Annotated in this window: 21 protein-coding genes; 3 read left to right on the forward strand and 18 right to left on the reverse strand. The window is 30.8% G+C overall.

Annotation, left to right across the window (positions count from 1 at the left end; translation table 11 throughout):
* The first annotated feature begins 34 nt into the window (after positions 1-34).
* Positions 35-967, forward strand: coding sequence for a thioredoxin-disulfide reductase (gene trxB, locus M9B42_02640; protein ID URQ64741.1), 933 nt, complete (start codon positions 35-37; stop codon positions 965-967).
* On the opposite strand, the gene M9B42_02645 is transcribed toward trxB, so the two are convergent.
* The 7 genes from M9B42_02645 to M9B42_02675 all read right to left on the reverse strand — a co-directional run bounded on the left by M9B42_02645 (position 964) and on the right by M9B42_02675 (position 8,955).
* Positions 964-1,758, reverse strand: a complete 795-nt coding sequence (locus tag M9B42_02645; protein ID URQ64742.1) for an SDR family oxidoreductase — start codon at positions 1,756-1,758, stop codon at positions 964-966. The two genes, trxB and M9B42_02645, sit on opposite strands and share 4 nt — an antisense overlap.
* A gap of 118 nt (positions 1,759-1,876) precedes the next feature.
* Positions 1,877-2,965, reverse strand: coding sequence for a 1-acyl-sn-glycerol-3-phosphate acyltransferase (locus tag M9B42_02650; protein ID URQ64743.1), 1,089 nt, complete (start codon positions 2,963-2,965; stop codon positions 1,877-1,879).
* 112 nt (positions 2,966-3,077) lie between these two features.
* The gene (locus tag M9B42_02655) at positions 3,078-3,422 is read right to left on the reverse strand and encodes a histidine triad nucleotide-binding protein (GenBank protein ID URQ64744.1); all 345 of its coding nucleotides are present in this window, start codon (positions 3,420-3,422) and stop codon (positions 3,078-3,080) included.
* 172 nt (positions 3,423-3,594) lie between these two features.
* The gene (locus M9B42_02660) at positions 3,595-3,984 is read right to left on the reverse strand and encodes a DedA family protein (protein URQ64745.1); all 390 of its coding nucleotides are present in this window, start codon (positions 3,982-3,984) and stop codon (positions 3,595-3,597) included.
* A 104-nt stretch (positions 3,985-4,088) separates the two neighbouring features.
* Positions 4,089-5,123, reverse strand: a complete 1,035-nt coding sequence (locus tag M9B42_02665; protein URQ64746.1) for a phytase — start codon at positions 5,121-5,123, stop codon at positions 4,089-4,091.
* Positions 5,074-7,611: a TonB-dependent receptor gene (locus M9B42_02670; protein URQ64747.1), complete on the reverse strand. Its 2,538-nt coding sequence runs from the start codon at positions 7,609-7,611 to the stop codon at positions 5,074-5,076. Before M9B42_02670 ends, M9B42_02665 begins: the two co-directional genes overlap by 50 nt.
* 84 nt (positions 7,612-7,695) lie before the next feature.
* Complete coding sequence (locus tag M9B42_02675) at positions 7,696-8,955, reverse strand: inorganic phosphate transporter (GenBank protein URQ64748.1); 1,260 nt, start codon at positions 8,953-8,955, stop codon at positions 7,696-7,698.
* A gap of 51 nt (positions 8,956-9,006) precedes the next feature.
* Between M9B42_02675 and M9B42_02680 the strand changes: the two genes are divergently transcribed.
* Positions 9,007-9,840: a polyphosphate kinase gene (locus M9B42_02680; GenBank protein URQ64749.1), complete on the forward strand. Its 834-nt coding sequence runs from the start codon at positions 9,007-9,009 to the stop codon at positions 9,838-9,840.
* 1 nt (position 9,841) lies between these two features.
* Entirely contained in the window at positions 9,842-10,669 is an 828-nt protein-coding gene (locus M9B42_02685) for a hypothetical protein (protein ID URQ64750.1), read from the forward strand.
* On the opposite strand, the gene M9B42_02690 is transcribed toward M9B42_02685, so the two are convergent.
* Genes M9B42_02690 through M9B42_02740 form a run of 11 tightly spaced genes read right to left on the reverse strand, consistent with a single transcriptional unit; the run spans position 10,637 to position 20,199 of the window.
* On the reverse strand, positions 10,637-11,299 hold the full coding sequence (locus M9B42_02690) for a hypothetical protein (protein ID URQ64751.1): 663 nt from the start codon (positions 11,297-11,299) through the stop codon (positions 10,637-10,639). The two genes, M9B42_02685 and M9B42_02690, sit on opposite strands and share 33 nt — an antisense overlap.
* The gene (locus tag M9B42_02695; GenBank protein ID URQ64752.1) at positions 11,283-11,699 is read right to left on the reverse strand and encodes a hypothetical protein; all 417 of its coding nucleotides are present in this window, start codon (positions 11,697-11,699) and stop codon (positions 11,283-11,285) included. The genes M9B42_02690 and M9B42_02695 overlap by 17 nt, the downstream gene beginning before the upstream one ends.
* Complete coding sequence (locus tag M9B42_02700) at positions 11,689-12,711, reverse strand: hypothetical protein (GenBank protein ID URQ64753.1); 1,023 nt, start codon at positions 12,709-12,711, stop codon at positions 11,689-11,691. The genes M9B42_02695 and M9B42_02700 overlap by 11 nt, the downstream gene beginning before the upstream one ends.
* Positions 12,692-14,227, reverse strand: coding sequence for a type II secretion system protein GspK (locus M9B42_02705; GenBank protein ID URQ64754.1), 1,536 nt, complete (start codon positions 14,225-14,227; stop codon positions 12,692-12,694). The genes M9B42_02700 and M9B42_02705 overlap by 20 nt, the downstream gene beginning before the upstream one ends.
* Before the next feature lies 1 nt (position 14,228).
* Positions 14,229-14,576, reverse strand: a complete 348-nt coding sequence (locus M9B42_02710; protein URQ64755.1) for a prepilin-type N-terminal cleavage/methylation domain-containing protein — start codon at positions 14,574-14,576, stop codon at positions 14,229-14,231.
* Entirely contained in the window at positions 14,554-14,949 is a 396-nt protein-coding gene (locus M9B42_02715) for a prepilin-type N-terminal cleavage/methylation domain-containing protein (GenBank protein ID URQ64756.1), read from the reverse strand. Before M9B42_02715 ends, M9B42_02710 begins: the two co-directional genes overlap by 23 nt.
* Entirely contained in the window at positions 14,921-15,310 is a 390-nt protein-coding gene (gene gspG / locus M9B42_02720) for a type II secretion system major pseudopilin GspG (protein ID URQ64757.1), read from the reverse strand. Before gspG ends, M9B42_02715 begins: the two co-directional genes overlap by 29 nt.
* Positions 15,307-16,503: a type II secretion system F family protein gene (locus M9B42_02725; GenBank protein URQ64758.1), complete on the reverse strand. Its 1,197-nt coding sequence runs from the start codon at positions 16,501-16,503 to the stop codon at positions 15,307-15,309. Before M9B42_02725 ends, gspG begins: the two co-directional genes overlap by 4 nt.
* Positions 16,503-17,951, reverse strand: a complete 1,449-nt coding sequence (locus M9B42_02730) for a GspE/PulE family protein (protein URQ64759.1) — start codon at positions 17,949-17,951, stop codon at positions 16,503-16,505. The genes M9B42_02725 and M9B42_02730 overlap by 1 nt, the downstream gene beginning before the upstream one ends.
* Position 17,952: 1 nt before the next feature.
* Positions 17,953-19,770 carry a type II secretion system secretin GspD gene (gspD, locus tag M9B42_02735; GenBank protein URQ64760.1) on the reverse strand — a complete coding sequence of 606 codons (1,818 nt, stop codon included), beginning with the start codon at positions 19,768-19,770 and terminating at the stop codon, positions 17,953-17,955.
* A gap of 3 nt (positions 19,771-19,773) precedes the next feature.
* Positions 19,774-20,199, reverse strand: coding sequence for a hypothetical protein (locus tag M9B42_02740; GenBank protein URQ64761.1), 426 nt, complete (start codon positions 20,197-20,199; stop codon positions 19,774-19,776).
* Positions 20,200-20,208 lie beyond the last annotated feature (9 nt).

The following is a 20,208-nucleotide window of genomic DNA, read 5'->3' on the forward strand; positions in this document are numbered from 1 at the left end:
AAAAAAACCTAATGTACTCTTTTTTTAAACAAAAATGGCAGAACAATTAATAATTCTCGGTTCAGGACCTGCTGGTTACACTGCTTCTGTATATGCTGCAAGGGCTAATCTAAATCCTGTTTTAATTACTGGCTTAGAGGTTGGTGGACAGCTTACCACTACTACGGAAGTGGAAAATTGGCCAGGTGATCACAACAATCTTCAAGGGCCAGAGCTAATGGATAGAATGAAAGAGCATGCAGAAAAATATAATGTAAGAATAATCAATGATTACATTAAAGCAGTAGATTTCAAAAAAAATCCTTTGTCTCTTACTGGGGAAAAAGAGGAATATGTTTCTGATTCATTAATTATTGCAACAGGAGCTTCGGCAAAATATCTAGGATTAGCATCAGAGAAAGCTTTTTTAGGAAGAGGTGTCAGTGCTTGTGCAACATGCGATGGTTTTTTCTATAAAGACCAAGAGGTTGCTGTTATAGGTGGAGGTAATACAGCTGTTGAAGAGGCTCTTTATTTATCTAATATTTGTTCAAAAGTTAATGTTATTCACCGTAGAGATGAGTTTAGAGCTGAAAAAATCCTACAAGATCGCCTTTTTAAAAAGGTTGAGGAAGGCAAAATAGAACTGGTACTAAACTCAAATCTTGATGAAGTTATTGGAGATGAAGTAGTCAATGCCATTAAAGTTAAAGACAACAATGGAAATTTAAACGAACTAAACGTTCAGGGTGTATTTGTTGCAATTGGTCATAAACCAAACACAGATATATTCGAAGGCCATTTAGATATGGAAGGTGGTTATATCAAAACAAATACTGGATTTAATATTGGATCAACATCAACTTCAGTTCCAGGAGTATTTGCAGCTGGTGATGTTGCAGATTATACCTATAGACAAGCGATAACTAGTGCTGGATTCGGTTGTATGGCGGCTCTTGATGCAGAAAATTATCTTTCAAGTAGTTAAGTAGTATTAACCATGCCACCATCACAAGTAATGGTTTCACCTACTGTGTAAGCTCCCGCTCTTGAACAAAGATAAATGCATAATCCAGCAATATCTTCAGGCGAACCAATTCTTTTGCGGGGATTCATATCCGCAATAAATGAGTAATCGAAATTTACTGCTTTCCCCAACATATGACTATCAAATGGACCTGGAGCAATAGCATTAACAACAATATTTCTTTCCACAAGAATTTTAGCCAGATGCTTCGTTAGATGAATAATTCCGGATTTTGCTGCTGAGTAAGCATAAGTTTCACCTATATTTCCTACTCTTATTCCATCTATTGAGGCAATGTTAACAATTCTTGTAGGATCCTCTCTAGAGGCTTTCTTTTCTAAATTTTTAACTAATTTTTGGGTTAGAAAAAAAGGAGTTTTTACGTTGATGTTATTTACCTTATCCCAGCCATCTTCAGGATATTCTTCCAGCTTTGCTCCCCATGCTGCACCAGCATTATTTATAAGAAAATTTATTCCATCGGGTTCTTTTTCAGTAATGAAGTTAGCAAATTCATTAACACCATCAACTGTCGAAAGATCAACACAGTAGGGAATACAATCAATATTGTATTTTTTAGTTAATTCTTTAGCCTTATCTTCAAGAGCCTCTTTTTTTCTTGCTGTTATGTAAACCTTGCAACCATTTGCAAGAAAACCCTCAGTAATCATGGCTCCTATTCCTCTTGAGCCACCCGTTACTACAGCGGTTTTATTTTTAACATTAAATAAGGTTTCAAGATTTAAATTCATAATGAACTTACATAAATTGTAGCAGCTGCGACACCCACTAAAATAATAATTAATGCAACAACAGAGTCTGTCGAAGAGTTTTCTTTCTCTTCATCGTTATCGTAAAACTGATCATCACTCATAGATTTAATCCTTCTTTTGCTAAAACTGGATTAGCGTACTGAGTCATTATATCGTTAAGTTCATCTTTAGTCACAGTAGCTAAAAGTTCATCATAATAGTTTTTTGCTCTTTTGAGGCTACTATCATGCGTATTGTCTTTAAGGAATCTAAATGCATACTCATTTGTTTCCCAAAGCTTATAGTTCTTAATTATTTCAGAATCAATTTTTTTAGTAAGCTCTTCAACATTAAACCTACCTTTAATTTGCTCACCAATCGAAAGATGCACTTGTCCCTTGTTATTCATAATTCCCTTAAAGATATGACTTACATCTTCACCATATTTTTTCTCTTCTTCAGAATGGGAGGTTATTTTTTCTTTAGCTAATGGATCGATTTCATATGAAATTGAACACGTAACTATATTGTATTTATCTGTAATTTCTTCAAATGAAATTTCTTTGCGCAATGACATATGTAACATTTTTAGGACTGCAGAATCGGTAAAATCTTTTCCATCTTTACTGCGACCTTGTTTTTGCGCAATCCAAACATGGTTGCCACTTTCTAAGGTCTCCTTTATAAAGGATGAAGACCTCATTAAATTTGAATATATTTCTTTTTTCGATTCACCACTTCTTGGAATGATGAAACATTTATTTAATCTCAATAGATCGCCCATCCAACTAACATCAGCTAGATTATCTCCTATTGCATTAAAAGTAGTCTCATGACCGTTTTCAGTTATTGCGTTGTTACATAAAGCAGAGTCAAGGGTAATATCTCTGTGGTTTCCAATAAATAGATATGGTTTTGTTTTATCAAGCCTCTCAACACCACTGTAAGTGAATTTTTCGATTGTTTTATCTATTACAGAGGATAGAACTTTTTTCATTTGATTTTGAAAATCATCAACCGTATGTATGTTTTTTATTTTGCCCTTGAAAAGTTGCATTGCTAAAAATTTTGAACCAGGAAGAGATAGAAATTTAGACTCTTTATTATTCAAATTTTTTTCAACGAAGGATAAAAATTCTGTATTAGCTAGAAGTTTTTTTAAAATATCGTTAACTTCTTCGTCTTTGTAAGGTTCGATTCTAATCATAATGAATTTATAATTTACCCATGGATGATAAAACTGTATTAAGAAATATTGTAATTTTTTTTGGAATAATTGGGATTGTGATAATCATTCTGATGATTGGTGCCTATTTCTATTAGCCTGGAGGCCACGTGAGACCTCGTCCACCTAACAGGTGAACATGTATGTGGAAAACACTTTGCCCAGCATCTGCACCATTATTTATTACTAGCCTGTAATTATCATTGAGATTGTATTTATCTGCTATTTTTTTTGATACTAGCAGGAGATGACCAAGAAGCTCTTTATCACTCTCTTCTGAATCGGACACTTTCGCTATTTCCTTATTTGGAATAATGAGCACATGAACGGGCGCTTGTGGATTAATATCTTCAATAGCAAAACACTGATCGTCTTCGAAAACAATTTTTCCAGGAATTTCTCCTGATTTAATCTTTAAAAAAATTGAATTTTGACTCATAAAAAAGTCCTTATAAGCCTAATTAATATAATGACACTAATGATTGTTAAAACAATTGCCATAAATCGCACTAATAAGCTTTTAAACATGTTTTTGGAGCCTTCTTTAAAAAAATAGTTAAGCAATAAGATTGATAATAAAACAATGGAGATTAAGCCAACAAAATACAACATTAGAATAAATTAGCTATATATTCCCATAGTACTACCAAAAGAACTAAACCCAAACCCCATATAGCACAAGCCAATAAGTCAAAAAATAGAAATTTCTTATAATCAAGCTTAAATGAACCTACAAAAAACGGTGCAAAAGGTCTGATGCTAGGTGTCATTCTTCCGAGAAGTATCGCCCCAAATTCATATTTTTCAAACCAATTTTTTGTTTTTTCAACTCTTTCCTTTCTCTTCCTAAAAAAATTCCATTCGAAGATCTTTGTGCCAAACACTCTTCCCATCAAATAGCTAGATTGGTCTCCTATAAATGATCCAGCATATGCAAAAATTGTGATTAAGAAGATATTTGATATTCCCTCAAGATAAAGGAAAACAGCTAATAAATACAAAAAGAGACTTGGAAAAACTACACCAGTAATTACAAAAGATTCGAAAAAACCTAAGAAAGTTAATAAAAGAGGAGCTAAGTATGGGTTTTCCCTGCTAAAACTTTTTAATACATCCAGCCAGGAGCTACTTTTTTTTTTAAAATTCTTTCCATATCAACAATTTTAAAATTTTGATTATCTGGAAGATTTTCTCCATCATGAACAATTAAGAAACCTTTAGGAAACCTTTCAAAAGATACTGCTGTTACATCTAAACCATCGGTATGCTCCACATCTTTAATTTGAAAAGAACCTTGATAATCAAAGGGATATTGTCTGTCGTACATATTAAATTTATTATCCCCTTGTGATGATAGGATTATAAATCCATCCTTAGCACCTGTTTTATAGACAGCAATTCCTTCAGGATCGCCACCAATATTGCCATCTCTAGAATCTATTTGTTTAATTAGCTCAAGGTTTTCTGTATCAAAAACTTTTAAAATACCTCTTGCTCCTTCTCTTGAGATAAATATATGTCCATTTTCTTCATCAAATACACACCCTTCTGCTTCATTGCCAGCAGCAGGAACATTTTCTTCATCTGCTGTAATGTCTATGGTTTTAATTAATTCTTGTTTCTCTAAATTCCAATACTGAATATTTACACCCTCTTCTTCAGTCACTATTGCCCTTAACTCGGAATCGACTATACCTATGCAAATGCCATAAATATTTATTTCTGGATATACAGCTAAAGAAATATTTTCAAATAATTTTGCATACTGGACAGAATTATCTGACCTGTCTGTGTAAGCAAACCATGAATCTCTTACATCTACATTATTTGGCTTTCCGTTATCATAATAAGCAAGTTCTTCACCGGTAAAACTATATATATACATTCCAGCAGTTTTATCAGTACCTAGGATAAGTGGATCTCCTTCAGTTAGAAATATTGCAGGATCGTCTGCAGCATCTCCCTCTGAAGCTATTGGAGGTGTTTCATAGTCATACTCAACTACAAAAGTTTCTTTCTCACCACCGCAAGCAGAAAGCAGAATAAAAGCGATAAACAAAATTATCGCTTTAAGGGTTTTATTAAATAAATTAGAAATTGTATCTAAAGCCGAATGACATCCAGTAACCATATTCATCATACTGAGATAGTCTATCAGGAGAATTCCAATAATAGAACTCTGGTCTATTATCTAAATTTTTTCCTTCAAATCTTAATGATAAATTTTCTGTGTATTTATATTTTGCAACAAGATCATAAGAATAATAATCGTCAGTAAATCTCATATAACCATATCCAAAGTCATCATTGAATAATTCTTCACCTTCGTCACCAAGGTAATCAAGATAACTTGATCTGTAATTTACAGAAAATCTAATATCAAATTTTCCTTTATCATAACCAAGAGAAAAATTAGCTGCCTCCTCTGAAAGTTTTCTAAAAGGAATAGTAAATGTTTCAGTATTATCTCCTCCTGGAGCAAAATCACTTTCTCCGTCATTATATGTAACATTAGCTGACACAAAGAACCCTTCTAGAGGTAAATATGCATCGAGTTCTGTAAAGTAATTTAGCTCATATCCAAGGATTGATGAATCTCCTGCATTGGCAAAGGTCTCTAAATCTGAAAAGAAAATTCCACCAACTATCTGGTTGCCAAGCACTCTTGGGTAAATAGTGTTAGATATATCTTTGTAATAAAGACCTGCAGAAAAGAATGATTCATCTCCATAGTATTCAAATCCTAAATCATAATTATTGGCTTCATATGGTTTAAGATCTGGATTACCCATCGAACCAGACCACTCACCATCGCCATTTCCATCACCAATATCAGGAACTGGTGCAGTTTGTTCAAATCCTGGCCTAGAAAGCGAACGATAAGCTGCAGCTCTTAATTGCACTTTATCATTCAAGAAATATTTTACGTTAATACTTGGTGCTAAAAAGCTATAGTCATTTTCAAATTCTAGTCTATCTTGCTGATCTCCATCGTTGAAACCATAAGTTTCAAATGACGTATCTTCGTTTCTAAAACCAGCCACAACAACAGCATTATCTGTTTCTATAGTAGCCATGAAATACAGTGCAAATATTTCTTCTTTAGTGCTCCAGAAATCTGCAAGATCTAAATCCAGAGGCCTAAATTGATTTTGCAAAGGAAAGACTAATGAAGGATCAGCAAAAAAAGATAGTGCCTCTGGAAAATACCACAAGTTATTTGGTGCTGAGGGTGAGTAAGTTAACATACCTTGTGCTACATCACCTGAACCATCTAAATTTCCCTCTTTATTTGATTTAATTCTTTCACTTGATTTAGCGCCAAATTCAATTGACATGACATTCCCATTAAAATCGAACGGATCACTTTCAAAATCAATTTTAAAAGCATCTTCACGATCTTGAATTAAACCATAATCTATTTCCAGCTCGTCCCAGTCATACTCTGATGGATCAGTAAGCATCTGTCCTCGAGGTGCTAAAGATAAGCTTATAAATTTTGGATTTGCCCAGCTGTAGGTGCCACAAATATCATCACCGCTTCTAATACGACACTGAGCTCGAAATTTAGCATCAACATTATTGGTATCATCCTCTTCTGCAAAAGATTCACTAAATTGAAATTTGGTGTTATACATGCCTAGTCTGCTCTCACCCCCAAAAATTTTGGTTTCAATTGTTCTTACTTCTATTCTTTTTCTTGTTTCTTTATCTGCGGTAATTCTTTGATATGATGCAGAAGTAGGTGTAACAGAGGACTCTACTAAATTTCTTGCGCGATATTCATCTTTAAATCTAATCTCATCATCCTCATATTTATTAAATAAGAAATTATAAAAAAGTGAAGTGTCATCGTTTAAAGCCAAGTCAAAATCTGCAGTAAAACCTTGCCTTTCTCTAGTTAAATCATAAAACCTCATTTCCCAGTCCCTAGCTAGGTATTTGTTTCCATTATCAGCAATGCCCCATGGCTCATAACCTGTTTCATTGTTATTGGAGATTATGTGTTTACTTTGATATGTGTACCCCAAAATAGCACCAAAAGCATCACTTAACTTCTCACCATATGTCAATGAGTACTTTGGGCTATCTGCTTCACCAGAAAAATCGTTATATGATTGATCGTATTTTATCTTTACTAATCTCTTATCTAATTCAGTAGCTTTTTTTGTTTTAAATTCAATTCTTCCACCTATACCTTCTAGGTCTTGTGAAGGGATTAAAGTTTTATAAACTTCAATAGAGTCTAGAAGTTCAGTTGGGAGACCATCGAGTAGAACTTTTCTACCGCCCTCTGGAGCTGGTACCGTAGCGCCATTAAGTGTTACTCCATTAAGATCTCCTGACATACCTCTTAAAGTGATGTATCTACCTTCACCTTGGTCGTTCTCAACAGAGACACCAGAAAGTCTTCTTACTGCTTCAGCAGCTGTTTCATCAGGAAATTCTCCTATTGCATCGGAGTCAACAATTGAAACCACTTGATTGGAATCTTTCTGCTTATCAAGCGCAGATTTAAGGCTTGCTTTTGTTCCAACGGCAACAATTTCTTCTATATCTTCATTGGTATCTTCTTGGGATACCAAATATAACGAACTTATAATTAATAACGGTAAGATTTTTTTCATAGTAATACGCATAAGCTAATAATTTAGATTCAGACAATTACAGTTTTGTGACAGATACGTGCAAAATATGTAACAGAAATGTATTTAATACGTAAATAAATTCATAAATAATTCTAGAAAAATTATTGAAAGAGCTGCACCTATAGGAAGTGTGACAACCCATGAGACAAATATTGTTCTTACTGAAGCCAGATTTACAGACTTAATTCCTTCTACTAAACCTATCCCAATAACAGCTCCCACAAGAGTATGAGTTGTTGAAACAGGCATATTTAACTGACTGGCTAAAACGACTGTTAAAGCTGCTGACAATTGTGCTGAAAATCCTTTGCTAGGTGTTAAGCTTACTATCCTTTCTCCTATAGTTTTCATTACTCTATACCCTAAAGTTGCTAGACCTATAACTATCCCCACTGCACCTAATAACAAAATCCATAGCGGTGTCTCGGAATTATATGGCTGACCTAATAACTCATATGAAGCTTGGTAAACTGCTGCTAATGGACCTATTGCATTTGCTACATCATTTGATCCATGAGCAAACGCCACTGCACAAGATGTAAAGATCATTAAATAAGCAAATTGAGATTCACTTGATTGATTTTTAGACAGTCTTGATCTTGAAAAGGAATAGAATAAAAAAGTAAAAACAATAGCTGAAATTACTGAATATGAGACACTATCAGAAAATGTTAAAACTACTTCGCTATCTTTAAGAATATTTTTTAAACCTTTTGTTATCGTGATAAGTGAGATGGCAAAACCCGCCAGGAAAATATAAAAATTAATTATTAAAAACTGAAATTTACTTTGTTTTGTAATAATAAATTCTTTGCATATCCAGTAAATCAAAGCAGCCAGAAGACCAGATGATATCGGCGAAGTTAACCAAGATAAGGAAATGTTGCCTACTACGGACCAGTTAATCTTATCTGAACCTAACGCATATATACCAAAACCTACAATTGCACCAACAATAGTGTGTGTTGTAGATACAGGCCAGCCTCTTATGCTTGCTACAAAAAGCCAAACACCAGCTGCAAATAATGATGAAATCATGCCGTAAATAAGAATTTCCTGCTGACCTATGAATAGTTCAGGGTCAATTACACCTTTTCTAATTGTTTGGGTAACCCCTCCACCAGCAAAAAAAGCACCTAAAAATTCAAAAATTGCAGCTATGAGTACAGCCTGAGAAATAGTTAATACCTTGCTACCAACTGAGGTACCCATTGCATTAGCTACATCATTAGCTCCAACACCATATGCTGTAAAAAAGCCAAGCATTGCAGCAGAAAAAAGAATAAGAGGTATTCCAAAAATTGTTAATTCAACTAGTGCCATTCAATAGAGAGATAATTTCGTTATACTATACCCTCTTTTTAATACTTTTACATGAGCGTTTTTGAATACAATTTCGAGCAATATAAATCACTTTCACCTGATTTATATAGAAAAGAAAAGTATAACCTTCAAGTTGAATTATTGAAATTACAGGAAGATGTAATAAAGAAAAAAAGGAAGATTGCTATTTGTTTTGAAGGTAGAGATACTGCTGGAAAATCGTCAACAATTAACTTTTTTTCTGAACATTTAATCCCATCAAATTTTAAATACGTGCATCTTGGAATTCCAACAAAAAAAGAGAGAAAAAATTGGTTTGAAAGATATGAAACATATTTACCAAATAAAGGTCAAATTGTTTTATTTGATAGATCCTGGTATACACGTGCATTAACCGAACCAACGCTTGGGTATTGTTCAAAGAAACAATATGAGGAATTTATGACTAAGGTAAATAAATGGGAAAAATCTCTTGTTAAAAAAGGGACTGAACTGGTTAAATTTTATTTTTCAATTGATAAAGATCAACAGAAAAGACGTATTAACGCTAGAAAAAATAGCAAGTTGAAGTATTGGAAATTATCTGAGTCAGATAAATTGATGGTAAATAAATGGGATGTTTTTACACTCTATAAAAATCAAATGTTTGACTTAACGTCTACGGATTATGCTCCATGGGTTGTAATTAATGCTAATAATAAAATGATTGCTAGACTGAGTGCGCTTAGGTACATTCTTAATAACCTTGCTTACGACGAAAAACTATCTCTTAAACCACCAAAATGGGGAGAAGATTTAGGAAACTATTCCTTGCATATCGAAGGAGTATTTTTTGAAAACCTCACTTATGAGCAATTTAAAATATTAGCTCCATTTTCTGATTAAGATGTTATTAGGAATTGTCGATATTGGATCAAACGCTATTAAATATAAAATATTTAATACTAAAGACAATAGTTTAGTTGAATACTACAGAGAACCTTTAAGACTCGGAAAAGATGCGTTTACTCAAGGGTTTCTTTCAGAATTAACCTTGAAGCAACTAGCTATTGTTCTCGAAAGATTTAAAAGAGTTTTCTCAGAAAAAAATATTGAAAAACAATTCTATATGGCAACATCTGCAATTAGAGATTGTACTAATAAAGATGAGATACTTTCTTTGCTAAAAAAACAAAACATAGATCTAAAGATTATATCTGGAGATACTGAGGCTGGCCTTCTTAAAGAATTTAAAGCAAATGTAGACTCCTACGCGATATTGGATATAGGTGGAGGTAGTGTAGAGGTTTTTGTAAGTGTTAATTCTCAAACATATGCAAAATCATTTCAGCTAGGAGCCGTTAGATTGCTTAATAAAGGTAAAAACTACAAAGAAAATGAAATGAAAAACTTTGGAAATTGGTTAAAAAAGTATGGACCAGTTAAAAAGTTATACGGCCTAGGTGGAAATTTAAGAGCAATATTTGAGGCTAATAATCATTCAGGTCCTTTAAGCTCAAAAGAGTTTACTGAATTTGTAAAAGAATATAACAGTGTCTCAAAGAAAGATTTAATTGAAAAATTTAGCATCCCTAAAGATAGGATAGATATCATTCCATTAGCAGCAGAAATTTATGAACTTTCTTTAGCAAGTTTAAATTGTAATGTAATTGAGAATTCATTTTGGAGTATATCCGATGGATTATTCAAACAAATCCTTAACAGGAATCTTTAGATTTATTCCACCATTAATATTTAAGATCGATAAGTTTTCATTAAGAGCGCTGTCTTTAATGTTGAGATAAATATAATTAAAGTCTGTTGTTATTAAACCTAACTGATTATATTTTCTGTCGAATAATATTATTTTGTATGAGTCATCTGTGCAACTAAGTTCACCAATTAAACGCTCCTTAAAAATTCTGCTTTTTATATAAGCATCACCATTTATTCCTTTGCATTTAAAGTCTTCAAGAATCAACTCTTCTAGTTCGGTTTCTATATTAATAACTGGAATAAATGAAAGCTTAAAATCGCGACTATACTTTGTGTTACTAACCGTAATTTTTCTTAAATCAAAACTAGTTAAAATAGTTGACGTAAAGTAAAAGCCATCCGTGATATTAGTTTTTACACCTGCATGGGAATAAGAGTTCCCATAATTAATATCCCTAATTGAAAGATTTACTAATTTAACGTTCCTTAAATCTCCAGAAAATATATTTCCTTTTGCATTTTCGTAAGAGATTCCATAAGACTGCAAAGGTGCTTTAACAATCAAATTTATTGGTGTAAAAAATATGACTACTAGGAAAATTACTAATAGTGCAAATATTGAAAAAAGAATTTTAAGTATTAACTTCAATTGTTAAATTCAAAGTTGATTCATTCCCAGAAATTTTTATTTCATTGGGTTCGATATTATTTAATTGTATATAATTAAGAATTTCAATTAATTTACCTGGTGCTAGATTATCAAATAAAAATAAATCGCCATCTAAGGAGTAAGAAATCTTTTTGTCTTTGAGGAAAAGCTCAAGATTTTCAACTAAATTCTTAGTATTTTTATTGTTTTCATACATTTTTAATTGAGAAATTTTTTGTTTTTGTTCGTTGAAAAGTTTATTTTTCTGGTCGTATTCAGCCCTTATCTCAAATAGGTTATCTATCAGGATATTTTCTAGAAATATAAAAATTAAAAAAAGAACTGAAAACCCAATTACTGAAAATAATTTTTTATTATTCTTTAAAAATTTAAATTTCATATATAAATTTTGTAACTACCAACCCTCTATCAGTTCTTGAGCTAACTTTTTTAAAACTGTTTCCTTCAAAGGCTTGTTCATTTAGGAAGATAATCTCCTCTGACGAATTATTAAATAGAATTTCAAATTCAAACTTATTCAACTCTCTTGAATAATAGAGGTCTACTAATCGTCCATTTTCAAGCTTTGAAGATGAGATTTTGTAGATTAATTTTAAAACTTTTGATTCTTGTAAATTAAGTTTCTCAATTTTTTCATTAATTGCTTGTTCTACATTTAATGGCTTTTCTAGGGGATATATATCTTTGTAGAACTCAAGAATAATGTCATTAAATGAGTTTAATTTATAAGTTTGATTAATAAGATTGCCTATTCCTATTAAGTTAATTAAAACAATAGCTGAAATTAATCCAAAGACATATTTTTTATTTTTTTCAAAGTTAATTAAATTTCCAATATTAAAGGTATTTAGTTTATAACTATCAAACTGAGAATTAACTTTTTTAATTAGATCCTCATCAACAATTTTCTTAAATTCAGAACCTTTGTATTTCAGGACTTTTAAAGCATTTTTTGAAAATTTTAAATATTGTGAGTTAGTATTTAGGTAATAGTCATCTAGGTAATTGATATTTTCCTTAAAAATTTCACTAAAAAACAAAACATCTGAAGTAATTAGTACATCGTTTTCAAAGTTCTGAAAAAGGTTTTTTATTATTTTAAGATTTTTATCATTTACCAGAAAATAATTACCCTTTTCAAGAGAACATTTAAGGACATTTAAATTAGTATCAATATTAAGTGAAGACGTTAATGAATCATTGATCAGCTTAGCTTCTAAATTTGCCCTTTTTTTGTATCTCTCAGTTTCTTTAACGTGTGTCAGCATTTGATCTGGAAATACAAATAAGACATCTTTTTCGTTTTCTAAGGTTGAGTATTTACACGTAGAAACATTTTTATCATCAAAATAACTACCTGTTTCCAGATCATTAAAAATAAATATTTTCATCACTTATGGTTCTGTAGATTATGTTATTTTCTCTATTAGATAAATCTATAAAACTAATTAATTTAAACATGTATTCTTCGATTTGAAGAGTATATTTAATTTTTATAAATATAGGCTTAAAGACAATATACTTATTTTTAAGTTTAATTTGGTTTATTGAAGTGCGGTCAACTAAATCTTTATAATTCAAATATCCCGTTTCTGGCTTATTTAAAATAATTTTTTCTATATCTTTTACTGTTAAATCCGAAAATATAGAGTGAAAAACCTTTTGATTATTAAAATTAATATTATTGATATTTAATTTAATTTCATTAGAAGGTAAGGCACATATATTTCCATAAATTTTTTGAAAGTCAGCATCAGTTAGAAAATTTAAATTAAGGTCTTTTATCTGACTTTTGTGATAAAAATTTTGATCTGATGCTAAATTTAATCTCTCATTAGAAATATAATACAAATCCTCTGCCCCGTAAGTTTCTGGGAAATTATTTGTATCAATCGAATCAACTATTCTGTGTAAAAGCTCAATATGAGAATTTTTGTTTACGAATGATTTGCTTAAAAAAACGAGAAAATTTATTACATTTTCATCATTTTTTTCTGTTATACCATTTTTGCTCTTAACTAAGGCATTTAAATTAAAGCATGAATTCATGTCTTCTAGCTCAATAGTTAAATTAGAAAAAGATCTTTTAGCTATAAAATTAAATTCCTTTTCAGCAATATTTAAATTTCTTAATAAATTTGAATTATTAAGTAAATTTTCAGTTATAAATTTTTCATAATTAATTAGTTCTATTCTTTTTTTAATAGATTCTTGGTAAATATTTGTTGAAACAGAGTCATTAAAAATTTGTTTACTAATCAAAATAGTCAAAAAACTAAGTATGGTTACTAGCGATAATGTGCTTATTAAGATAAATCCTTTTTTCATTAAAATTAGAACCCTTTCCTCTTGTTCGATCGAATAAGAAAATACAATTAATTTGGGATAACTTTTATTTTGTTTAATATTTGAATTAGATGTTTGATTATTTGGCCATTTTTCATCAAGCAAATTTAAATCTTCGCCAAATAAAATTTGATAATTATCAATATCTTTAAGAAGTATTCTCTTTGATAAAACAACGGCATGATTATTTGGAAGTGTAGTTTGTCTAACTAAATTATCATTTTCAACATAGTAATTTACTCTCCTGAGTTTAGATTTATCTTTTGTATTATCTGATGTAGATAAAGAAACAAATGACATCAAAGTATTATTTTGATTTCCAAAAAATGGAGTTGAAACCTTTCTTCCTGCTTCATCTTTAAATAAGAAAGGTATAGATTGTAATAAGTCTAACCTTATTATATTTCCAGTATTTAATTCATCTCTATCCTTTGAAATCTTAATTTTTACTTTCGTTTCTAAATTTACAACATTAGATAAGTATTCGAACGACATTAATGCAATTATGGACGCAGCTAAAAGAGCAACTAGAACTTCTATGATTGTGAAACCGCCTCTCATTTTATCTGATAATTTTTATTTTTATTTCTTTATCACCATCAATAAAAATAATCTCAATTTCTCTTCTTATTCCAAATGAAGAAAGTATTTTCTCCCTTTCTTTTTTTACCCCTAAAAATTTTTTTAGGGAAACATCATCGGTTGAAGTTTTATTGGAGTATAGAGTAAGTAGATTTATTTCTTTTGTAGTTTTATAGACATATTTTTCCTTTTGAAGCTGCGCTTTGAGGTTTTGATCTAATAGCAATGAAAAGGCTGTAAATGTAATTGATAAAATTAAAAGCGATACAACTACCTCGATGAGTGAAAAACCTCTTGTTAGATTTTTAAAGTTCAATAATTTCATCATTTGAAAGAATAATTTTCTTTATATTTGATTCCCAACCTGGATAAATCGATATAAAAGGCTCATCATCCTGGATTTTTATATATTTATTATTTATGTCTATTACTGCCTTTATTGTTGGATAATTAACCTCTTTTACTACTTCATAATTACTCTGATAAACGATAACGTACCTATCTTCATATATGTTTATTTGATTACCAGTATAGTTAGCAAAGTCTTGAAAGTTTTTTATTTCTGCATTTAAAGAAATTGGAATATTAGAGTTTTGAAAAAATATATAAAAGCTACTTCCGACTAAAGAAATAATCAACAAAGTAACAATGATTTCAATAAATGAGAAACCTTTATTTAGTGATGCTACTAATATCTGCATTTTCACCATCACCACCCTCTTTAGCATCTGCTCCTAGAGAGTAAACTTCATAGTTAGATGCATTTTCTGGAGGTTTATAAAAATACTCATTACCCCATGGATCTATTGGAATTTTATTAAGATATCCACCTTCCACTAATTTTGAAATACCCTCATCTTCAGATGGATAATTACCCTCATTTATCTTATACATTACTAGTGCTTGTTCTATCCTTGATATATCTACCTTGGCAGTTTCAGAATAAGCCTTGCTTAAGGTTGGCAAAACATTAATTGATACTAACGAAACTAGAAGACCTAATATTACAATGACTATCAATAGTTCCAATAAAGTAAAACCAGATTTGAGAATTTTTTTCATAAATTAAAAATTAAATTATTCATTTGTAGTAATGGTAACATTATGGACAGAACAATTAATAAAACAAATACACCCATTACTAAAATAATTGAAGGCTGTAAAAAAGTTAACATTATGTTTCTTACGCTCTCAACTTCTTGGTCTAAATAGTTCTTAATTTTTTCAAACATTTCACTAACTTTCCCGCCCATATCACCTGAAATTAGTAACTGAACAAAAACTCTAGGAAAGACTTTAGACTCCGAAAAAGATTGACTTAATGAGCTACCGGAAATAACTCTATTTTCAATTACATCAAGCTCTAAACGTAAATAAAGGTTATTAAATGATTCTTTAGCTATATTTAAACTTTCAATAGTATTTAAACCAGCCTTTGTCATGAGGTGCATTGATGAACAAAACCTAGCAGTTTGATCGAATAAAATTATTTTGCCAAAAAAAGGAATATTCAAAAAAATCTGTGATATATCAAGTTTTCTCTTAAGACTTAGCCAATTTGAATTTACAAGATAAACAGGTCCTAAAAAAATTAATAAAACTAAAATTAGTATTGCCGGAAATATATCAGATAAATATAGTAAAGCAGTTGTTAATGCAGGTAATGATACATTAGATGAAATAAACTGATCTACCACTTGAGGAAGCACAAAGCTTAGTAATGCGTAAATAACAACTATAGAAACTGAGAAAATAATTGCAGGATATGTAAGTGCTCCAATTACTTGAGATCTAATCTTTATTTCTTTATCTAAATAATCTGATAAGTCTTTAAAAACTGTGGGGAGTGATGCGGATGTTTCACCAGCAAATACCGTTGAGCAATATACTGAATCAAATACTCTTGGATAGTCTCTCATACAATCACTCAAAGATTTTCCTTGCTTTAATTCCTCATTGATAGCATGAAGTATTTGTGAAAATTTATCTTTGATAGTTTGATTACTAACTATTTCCAAAGTTTTTTCAATTGGTGTTCCAGAGCTTAATAAAGCTGAAACTTGTTTAGTGAAAATAGATAAATCTTTTTTAGATATTTTTAAATTTGATTTTTCTTTTGCAGCTTCATCAATTGATGAAGGGTTTAATTCTTTAAGTTGAAGCTGGTTAATTGCATCTGATTTGCTATCAGCTGTTATAAATCCTTTAACTTTATTCTCATTTTTATCAAATGCTTGGTATCTATAGGTTGCCATTATTCTTGTGAAACCCTAAGTATTTCTGTTATTGATGTCTCACCTGCTATTACAGCTTCAAGACCATTTAAAAAGATTTTTTTGTTATTTTTAAAAACATAGTCAGTGATTTCTGCCTCTGATGCTTGTTTGTAGATAAGTTCATTTATTTTTTCATCTACAACGATGCACTCACCAATACTTAGACGTCCACTATATCCTGTATCATCACAATGCTTACAACCAACCGGCTTAAAGATCTCACCTTTAATGTTATTGCTTTTCATTAATTTTATTGATTTTTGGTCATTATCAGGTTTTTTACACTTTACACATAATCTTCTCACCAATCTCTGTGATAAGACAAACAATAGACTTGAAGATAGTAAGTATGGTTCAATTCCCATATCTCTCAATCTAGTAATTGCATTTACGGCACTATTTGTGTGTACTGTTGAAAGTACTAGATGCCCTGTTAAACTTGCTTGAATAGCGATATCAGCAGTTTCTTTATCTCTTATTTCTCCAACCATTACTACGTCAGGATCTTGTCTTAAAATAGCCTTAAGACCCTTAGCGAAAGTCAAACCAGTTTTGCTATTTACTTGTGTTTGACCAATTCCATTGAGAGCATATTCAACTGGATCTTCAATAGTTAAAATATTTTGCGATCTATCTGAAATATTTTTAAGACCCGAATAAAGAGTCGTGGTTTTTCCAGAACCTGTTGGTCCAGTCACTAAAATAATCCCTTCATTTTTTTGTAATGCATTTTTAAATTTTGTTTGAATATCATTTGAAAATCCCAAACTTCCAAGTTCTACATGAGATTTATCCTTTTCTAGTATTCTTAAAACTACCCTCTCACCAAATGAAGAAGGTAATGTTGAAACTCTTAAATCAACTTCTTTTTTTCCAATATTTATTGAAATTCTTCCATCCTGAGGTAAACGACGTTCTGAAATATCTAGATTAGACATAATCTTTATCCTTGAAATTATCATTTGGGTTATGTTCTTTTGATACTTAAGAACCTCTTTTAAAACACCATCAACACGAAATCTTATAGTTAAGTTATTTTCAAATGGTTCTAAATGTATATCAGAGGCTCTAGCCTTGATAGCTCTTGTTATCGTTGCATTAATAAGTTTAATTATTGGACCTTTATTTTTATCATCCAAAAGGTCATCAGACGGTTGAATTGAGTTAGCAAGATTTTCTAAATTTAATTGATCTAAATTATCTAAGTCATAATCAGATGATTTATCTGAGTAAATTTCAGTTAAAAAAGATTCAAAATCATTAATTTGATGATTTTTGGTTTCTATCTTTTCGTTGAATAAGTGCTGAATATTTGAAATTATTTTTGGGTTAAGATCACCAGAATAATGAAGAGTAGATACTTTATTATCATTAACTAAAGCAATTCCATGTAATTTGCAGAATGCATAAGGAAGAACTAGTTCCATTTTAATTTTCTAATAAGGATTCTTGAAATATTTGCTTGGCCCTTATCAAGTTGAATTTCTCTTGCGAAAGATCTTTAGTTGTAACTGAATCTCTAAGGATTGTTGGTCTTAAGAACACCATAAGATTTCTTTTTTGTACAGATTTTGCTGATGATCTAAATAGTCCTCCAACAATAGGAATATCGCCTAGTAAAGGGACTTTATTAACTGATTCTTGAACATCTTCATTAATTAGACCACCTAAGACTATAATTTCCCTGTCATCTGCAAGAATTGTACTTTCTATTTCTCTTTTATTGGTTATCAAATCAGTTGAGTTAGGTAGTTGTGATCCAGCTATACTTGAGACTTCTTGCCTGATAAATAATGCTACTGAGTCAGATTCATTTATCTGAGGTTTTATTTCAAGCTTAACTCCAATTTCTTCTCTAGACGTAGTTCTAAATGGTGTAAGGTTATTTGAACCTAATGATTCACCTGTAGTAATAGGTATTTCTTGTCCTACTAATAGTGACGCTTCCTCATTATCAAGAGCTACAACTGAGGGAGTAGAAAGAATATTTGAATCTTGATCTTCTCTTAAGAGTGAGAGTAAAACAGCAAAATTATCCTCACCATTTAGTGTATTCCCTAGTCCTACAACTAAACCTGAGGTATTTAATAATGAAGAAGTAGCATTAAAGTTTGTAACAGAATCTGAATCTGAATCAGCAGCACTCAATAAAGACAACAAATCAGGACTTTTACTATTTGGAAATCTTGTTAAAGCTATTGGTTTATCGCCCTCACTATCACCAGAGTAGATTGTATCAACACCAAGAGACTTTGCTATAGATTCAGATATCTCAACTATAATTGCCTCTACAAGGACTTGTGGTCTTCTTATATCGAGCTGAGAAACAATGGAAGTTAGTGTTCTGATGGATTGTGGACTTGATCTAATAATTATTGAGTTTGTTTCATCATGTGAAGTTATTACCGTTTTGTAATCAAAATTTTGTTCCTGATTGAATGAACCTGATACATCATTCAAAATCTTAAGAATATCTTCTGCTTTAGAGTAGTTTAGATAAATAACTTTTGTATTCTCTTCAAGCCTGTTGTCAATATCTATCTTCTGTAACATCTCTATTACTTTATTGATTATGTTGCTTGGACCACTAAAGATTAATTTATTTGAACCCTGAAATGTAGCAACACCTAATTTATCAAGTTTATTATTTGGGTCGGATTTAAGAGAATTAATTATTCTTAGTGCTTCAATAGAGGATAAATTTTCAAGTTTAAGATCAGAAATCATTGTGTCTAATTCACTGTCTAAGTTTTTAATTATCTCTACAACTCTAATCACATTCTCAAGATCATCGGACACTAAAATTTCTCTATCATTATTTAAAGCTACGATATAAGAACGAACACCTACTAGTGGTTTAACTGCATTGACTATATCTTTTGCACTTGAATAATTTACAGTCACTATTTGAGTATCAATTGAACCAGGAAGTTCATTGTTTTCATTGAAATTTTTGATACCTTCTTGAGCTGGAATTATTTTAAAAATGTCACCATCTTTTAACACACTATAGCCTTGAACTTCCATAGTCGAAACAAATACCTCCCATATAGATTCTTTATTGAGAGAGGATTCAGAATAAACTGAGATAGTGCCTTTAACTCTAGGATCCAAAATAACTGTTTTATCAGTTAGCAATGCAATATCTTGGGCAAAGGTTTTTACATCAGCGTCTTTATAAAAAATATTTTGCTCTTGGCTAATTACAAGGAAAGAAATAGACAATATGTAAAATATTTTTTTCATGATTTAATTAATCCTACTTTTATTAAAAGAGGTCTCTGTGCCAATTATGTCTAAAAATGTATAAGTTTGTCCATCAAAAAAATAGGCTCTTGAACCATCAATATGAGAAAAAATAACGCTTGAGTTTATATTTTGACCCTGTTCAACTAATCGATAATCATCCCTTTCAAGAATAATTATTGTACTTTCTGGATTATTTCCCCTAATTCCCACAAGTTCAAAACCTAAATTTGATTTATTTGCAGTACTAACGTCAACATCTCTTGATTTGAGCTCCTCAAAAGAATTATCTGAAATTATTGGTTTAGGTAATTCTTCGTTAATTTCTGCATAATTAAAGCTGAAAAATCCCTGAACATAGTAAAAAGATAATAACAGTAGTAGAAGTAAGGACATTAAAAATACCCTTAGCAGATCCCATTTATTCATTTGGTAAAT

The sequence above is a fragment of the SAR86 cluster bacterium genome, from assembly GCA_023703535.1.
Lineage (GTDB): Bacteria > Pseudomonadota > Gammaproteobacteria > Magnimaribacterales > TMED112 > TMED112.

Bases quoted from the DNA above. Each gene is read 5' to 3' on its own strand.
- gspG (URQ64757.1), bottom strand. From the start codon at position 15,310: ATGAAAAAAATTCTCAAATCTGGTTTTACTTTATTGGAACTATTGATA.
- trxB (URQ64741.1), top strand. From the start codon at position 35: ATGGCAGAACAATTAATAATTCTCGGTTCAGGACCTGCTGGTTACACT.
- M9B42_02685 (URQ64750.1), top strand. From the start codon at position 9,842: ATGTTATTAGGAATTGTCGATATTGGATCAAACGCTATTAAATATAAA.
- gspD (URQ64760.1), bottom strand. From the start codon at position 19,770: ATGAAAAAAATATTTTACATATTGTCTATTTCTTTCCTTGTAATTAGC.
- M9B42_02710 (URQ64755.1), bottom strand. From the start codon at position 14,576: ATGATGAAATTATTGAACTTTAAAAATCTAACAAGAGGTTTTTCACTC.
- M9B42_02730 (URQ64759.1), bottom strand. From the start codon at position 17,951: ATGGAACTAGTTCTTCCTTATGCATTCTGCAAATTACATGGAATTGCT.
- M9B42_02725 (URQ64758.1), bottom strand. From the start codon at position 16,503: ATGGCAACCTATAGATACCAAGCATTTGATAAAAATGAGAATAAAGTT.
- M9B42_02645 (URQ64742.1), bottom strand. From the start codon at position 1,758: ATGAATTTAAATCTTGAAACCTTATTTAATGTTAAAAATAAAACCGCT.
- M9B42_02670 (URQ64747.1), bottom strand. From the start codon at position 7,611: ATGAAAAAAATCTTACCGTTATTAATTATAAGTTCGTTATATTTGGTA.
- M9B42_02655 (URQ64744.1), bottom strand. From the start codon at position 3,422: ATGAGTCAAAATTCAATTTTTTTAAAGATTAAATCAGGAGAAATTCCT.
- M9B42_02715 (URQ64756.1), bottom strand. From the start codon at position 14,949: ATGCAGATATTAGTAGCATCACTAAATAAAGGTTTCTCATTTATTGAA.
- M9B42_02675 (URQ64748.1), bottom strand. From the start codon at position 8,955: ATGGCACTAGTTGAATTAACAATTTTTGGAATACCTCTTATTCTTTTT.
- M9B42_02705 (URQ64754.1), bottom strand. From the start codon at position 14,227: ATGAGAGGCGGTTTCACAATCATAGAAGTTCTAGTTGCTCTTTTAGCT.
- M9B42_02700 (URQ64753.1), bottom strand. From the start codon at position 12,711: ATGAAAATATTTATTTTTAATGATCTGGAAACAGGTAGTTATTTTGAT.
- M9B42_02665 (URQ64746.1), bottom strand. From the start codon at position 5,123: ATGATGAATATGGTTACTGGATGTCATTCGGCTTTAGATACAATTTCT.
- M9B42_02650 (URQ64743.1), bottom strand. From the start codon at position 2,965: ATGATTAGAATCGAACCTTACAAAGACGAAGAAGTTAACGATATTTTA.
- M9B42_02740 (URQ64761.1), bottom strand. From the start codon at position 20,199: ATGAATAAATGGGATCTGCTAAGGGTATTTTTAATGTCCTTACTTCTA.
- M9B42_02695 (URQ64752.1), bottom strand. From the start codon at position 11,699: ATGAAATTTAAATTTTTAAAGAATAATAAAAAATTATTTTCAGTAATT.
- M9B42_02680 (URQ64749.1), top strand. From the start codon at position 9,007: ATGAGCGTTTTTGAATACAATTTCGAGCAATATAAATCACTTTCACCT.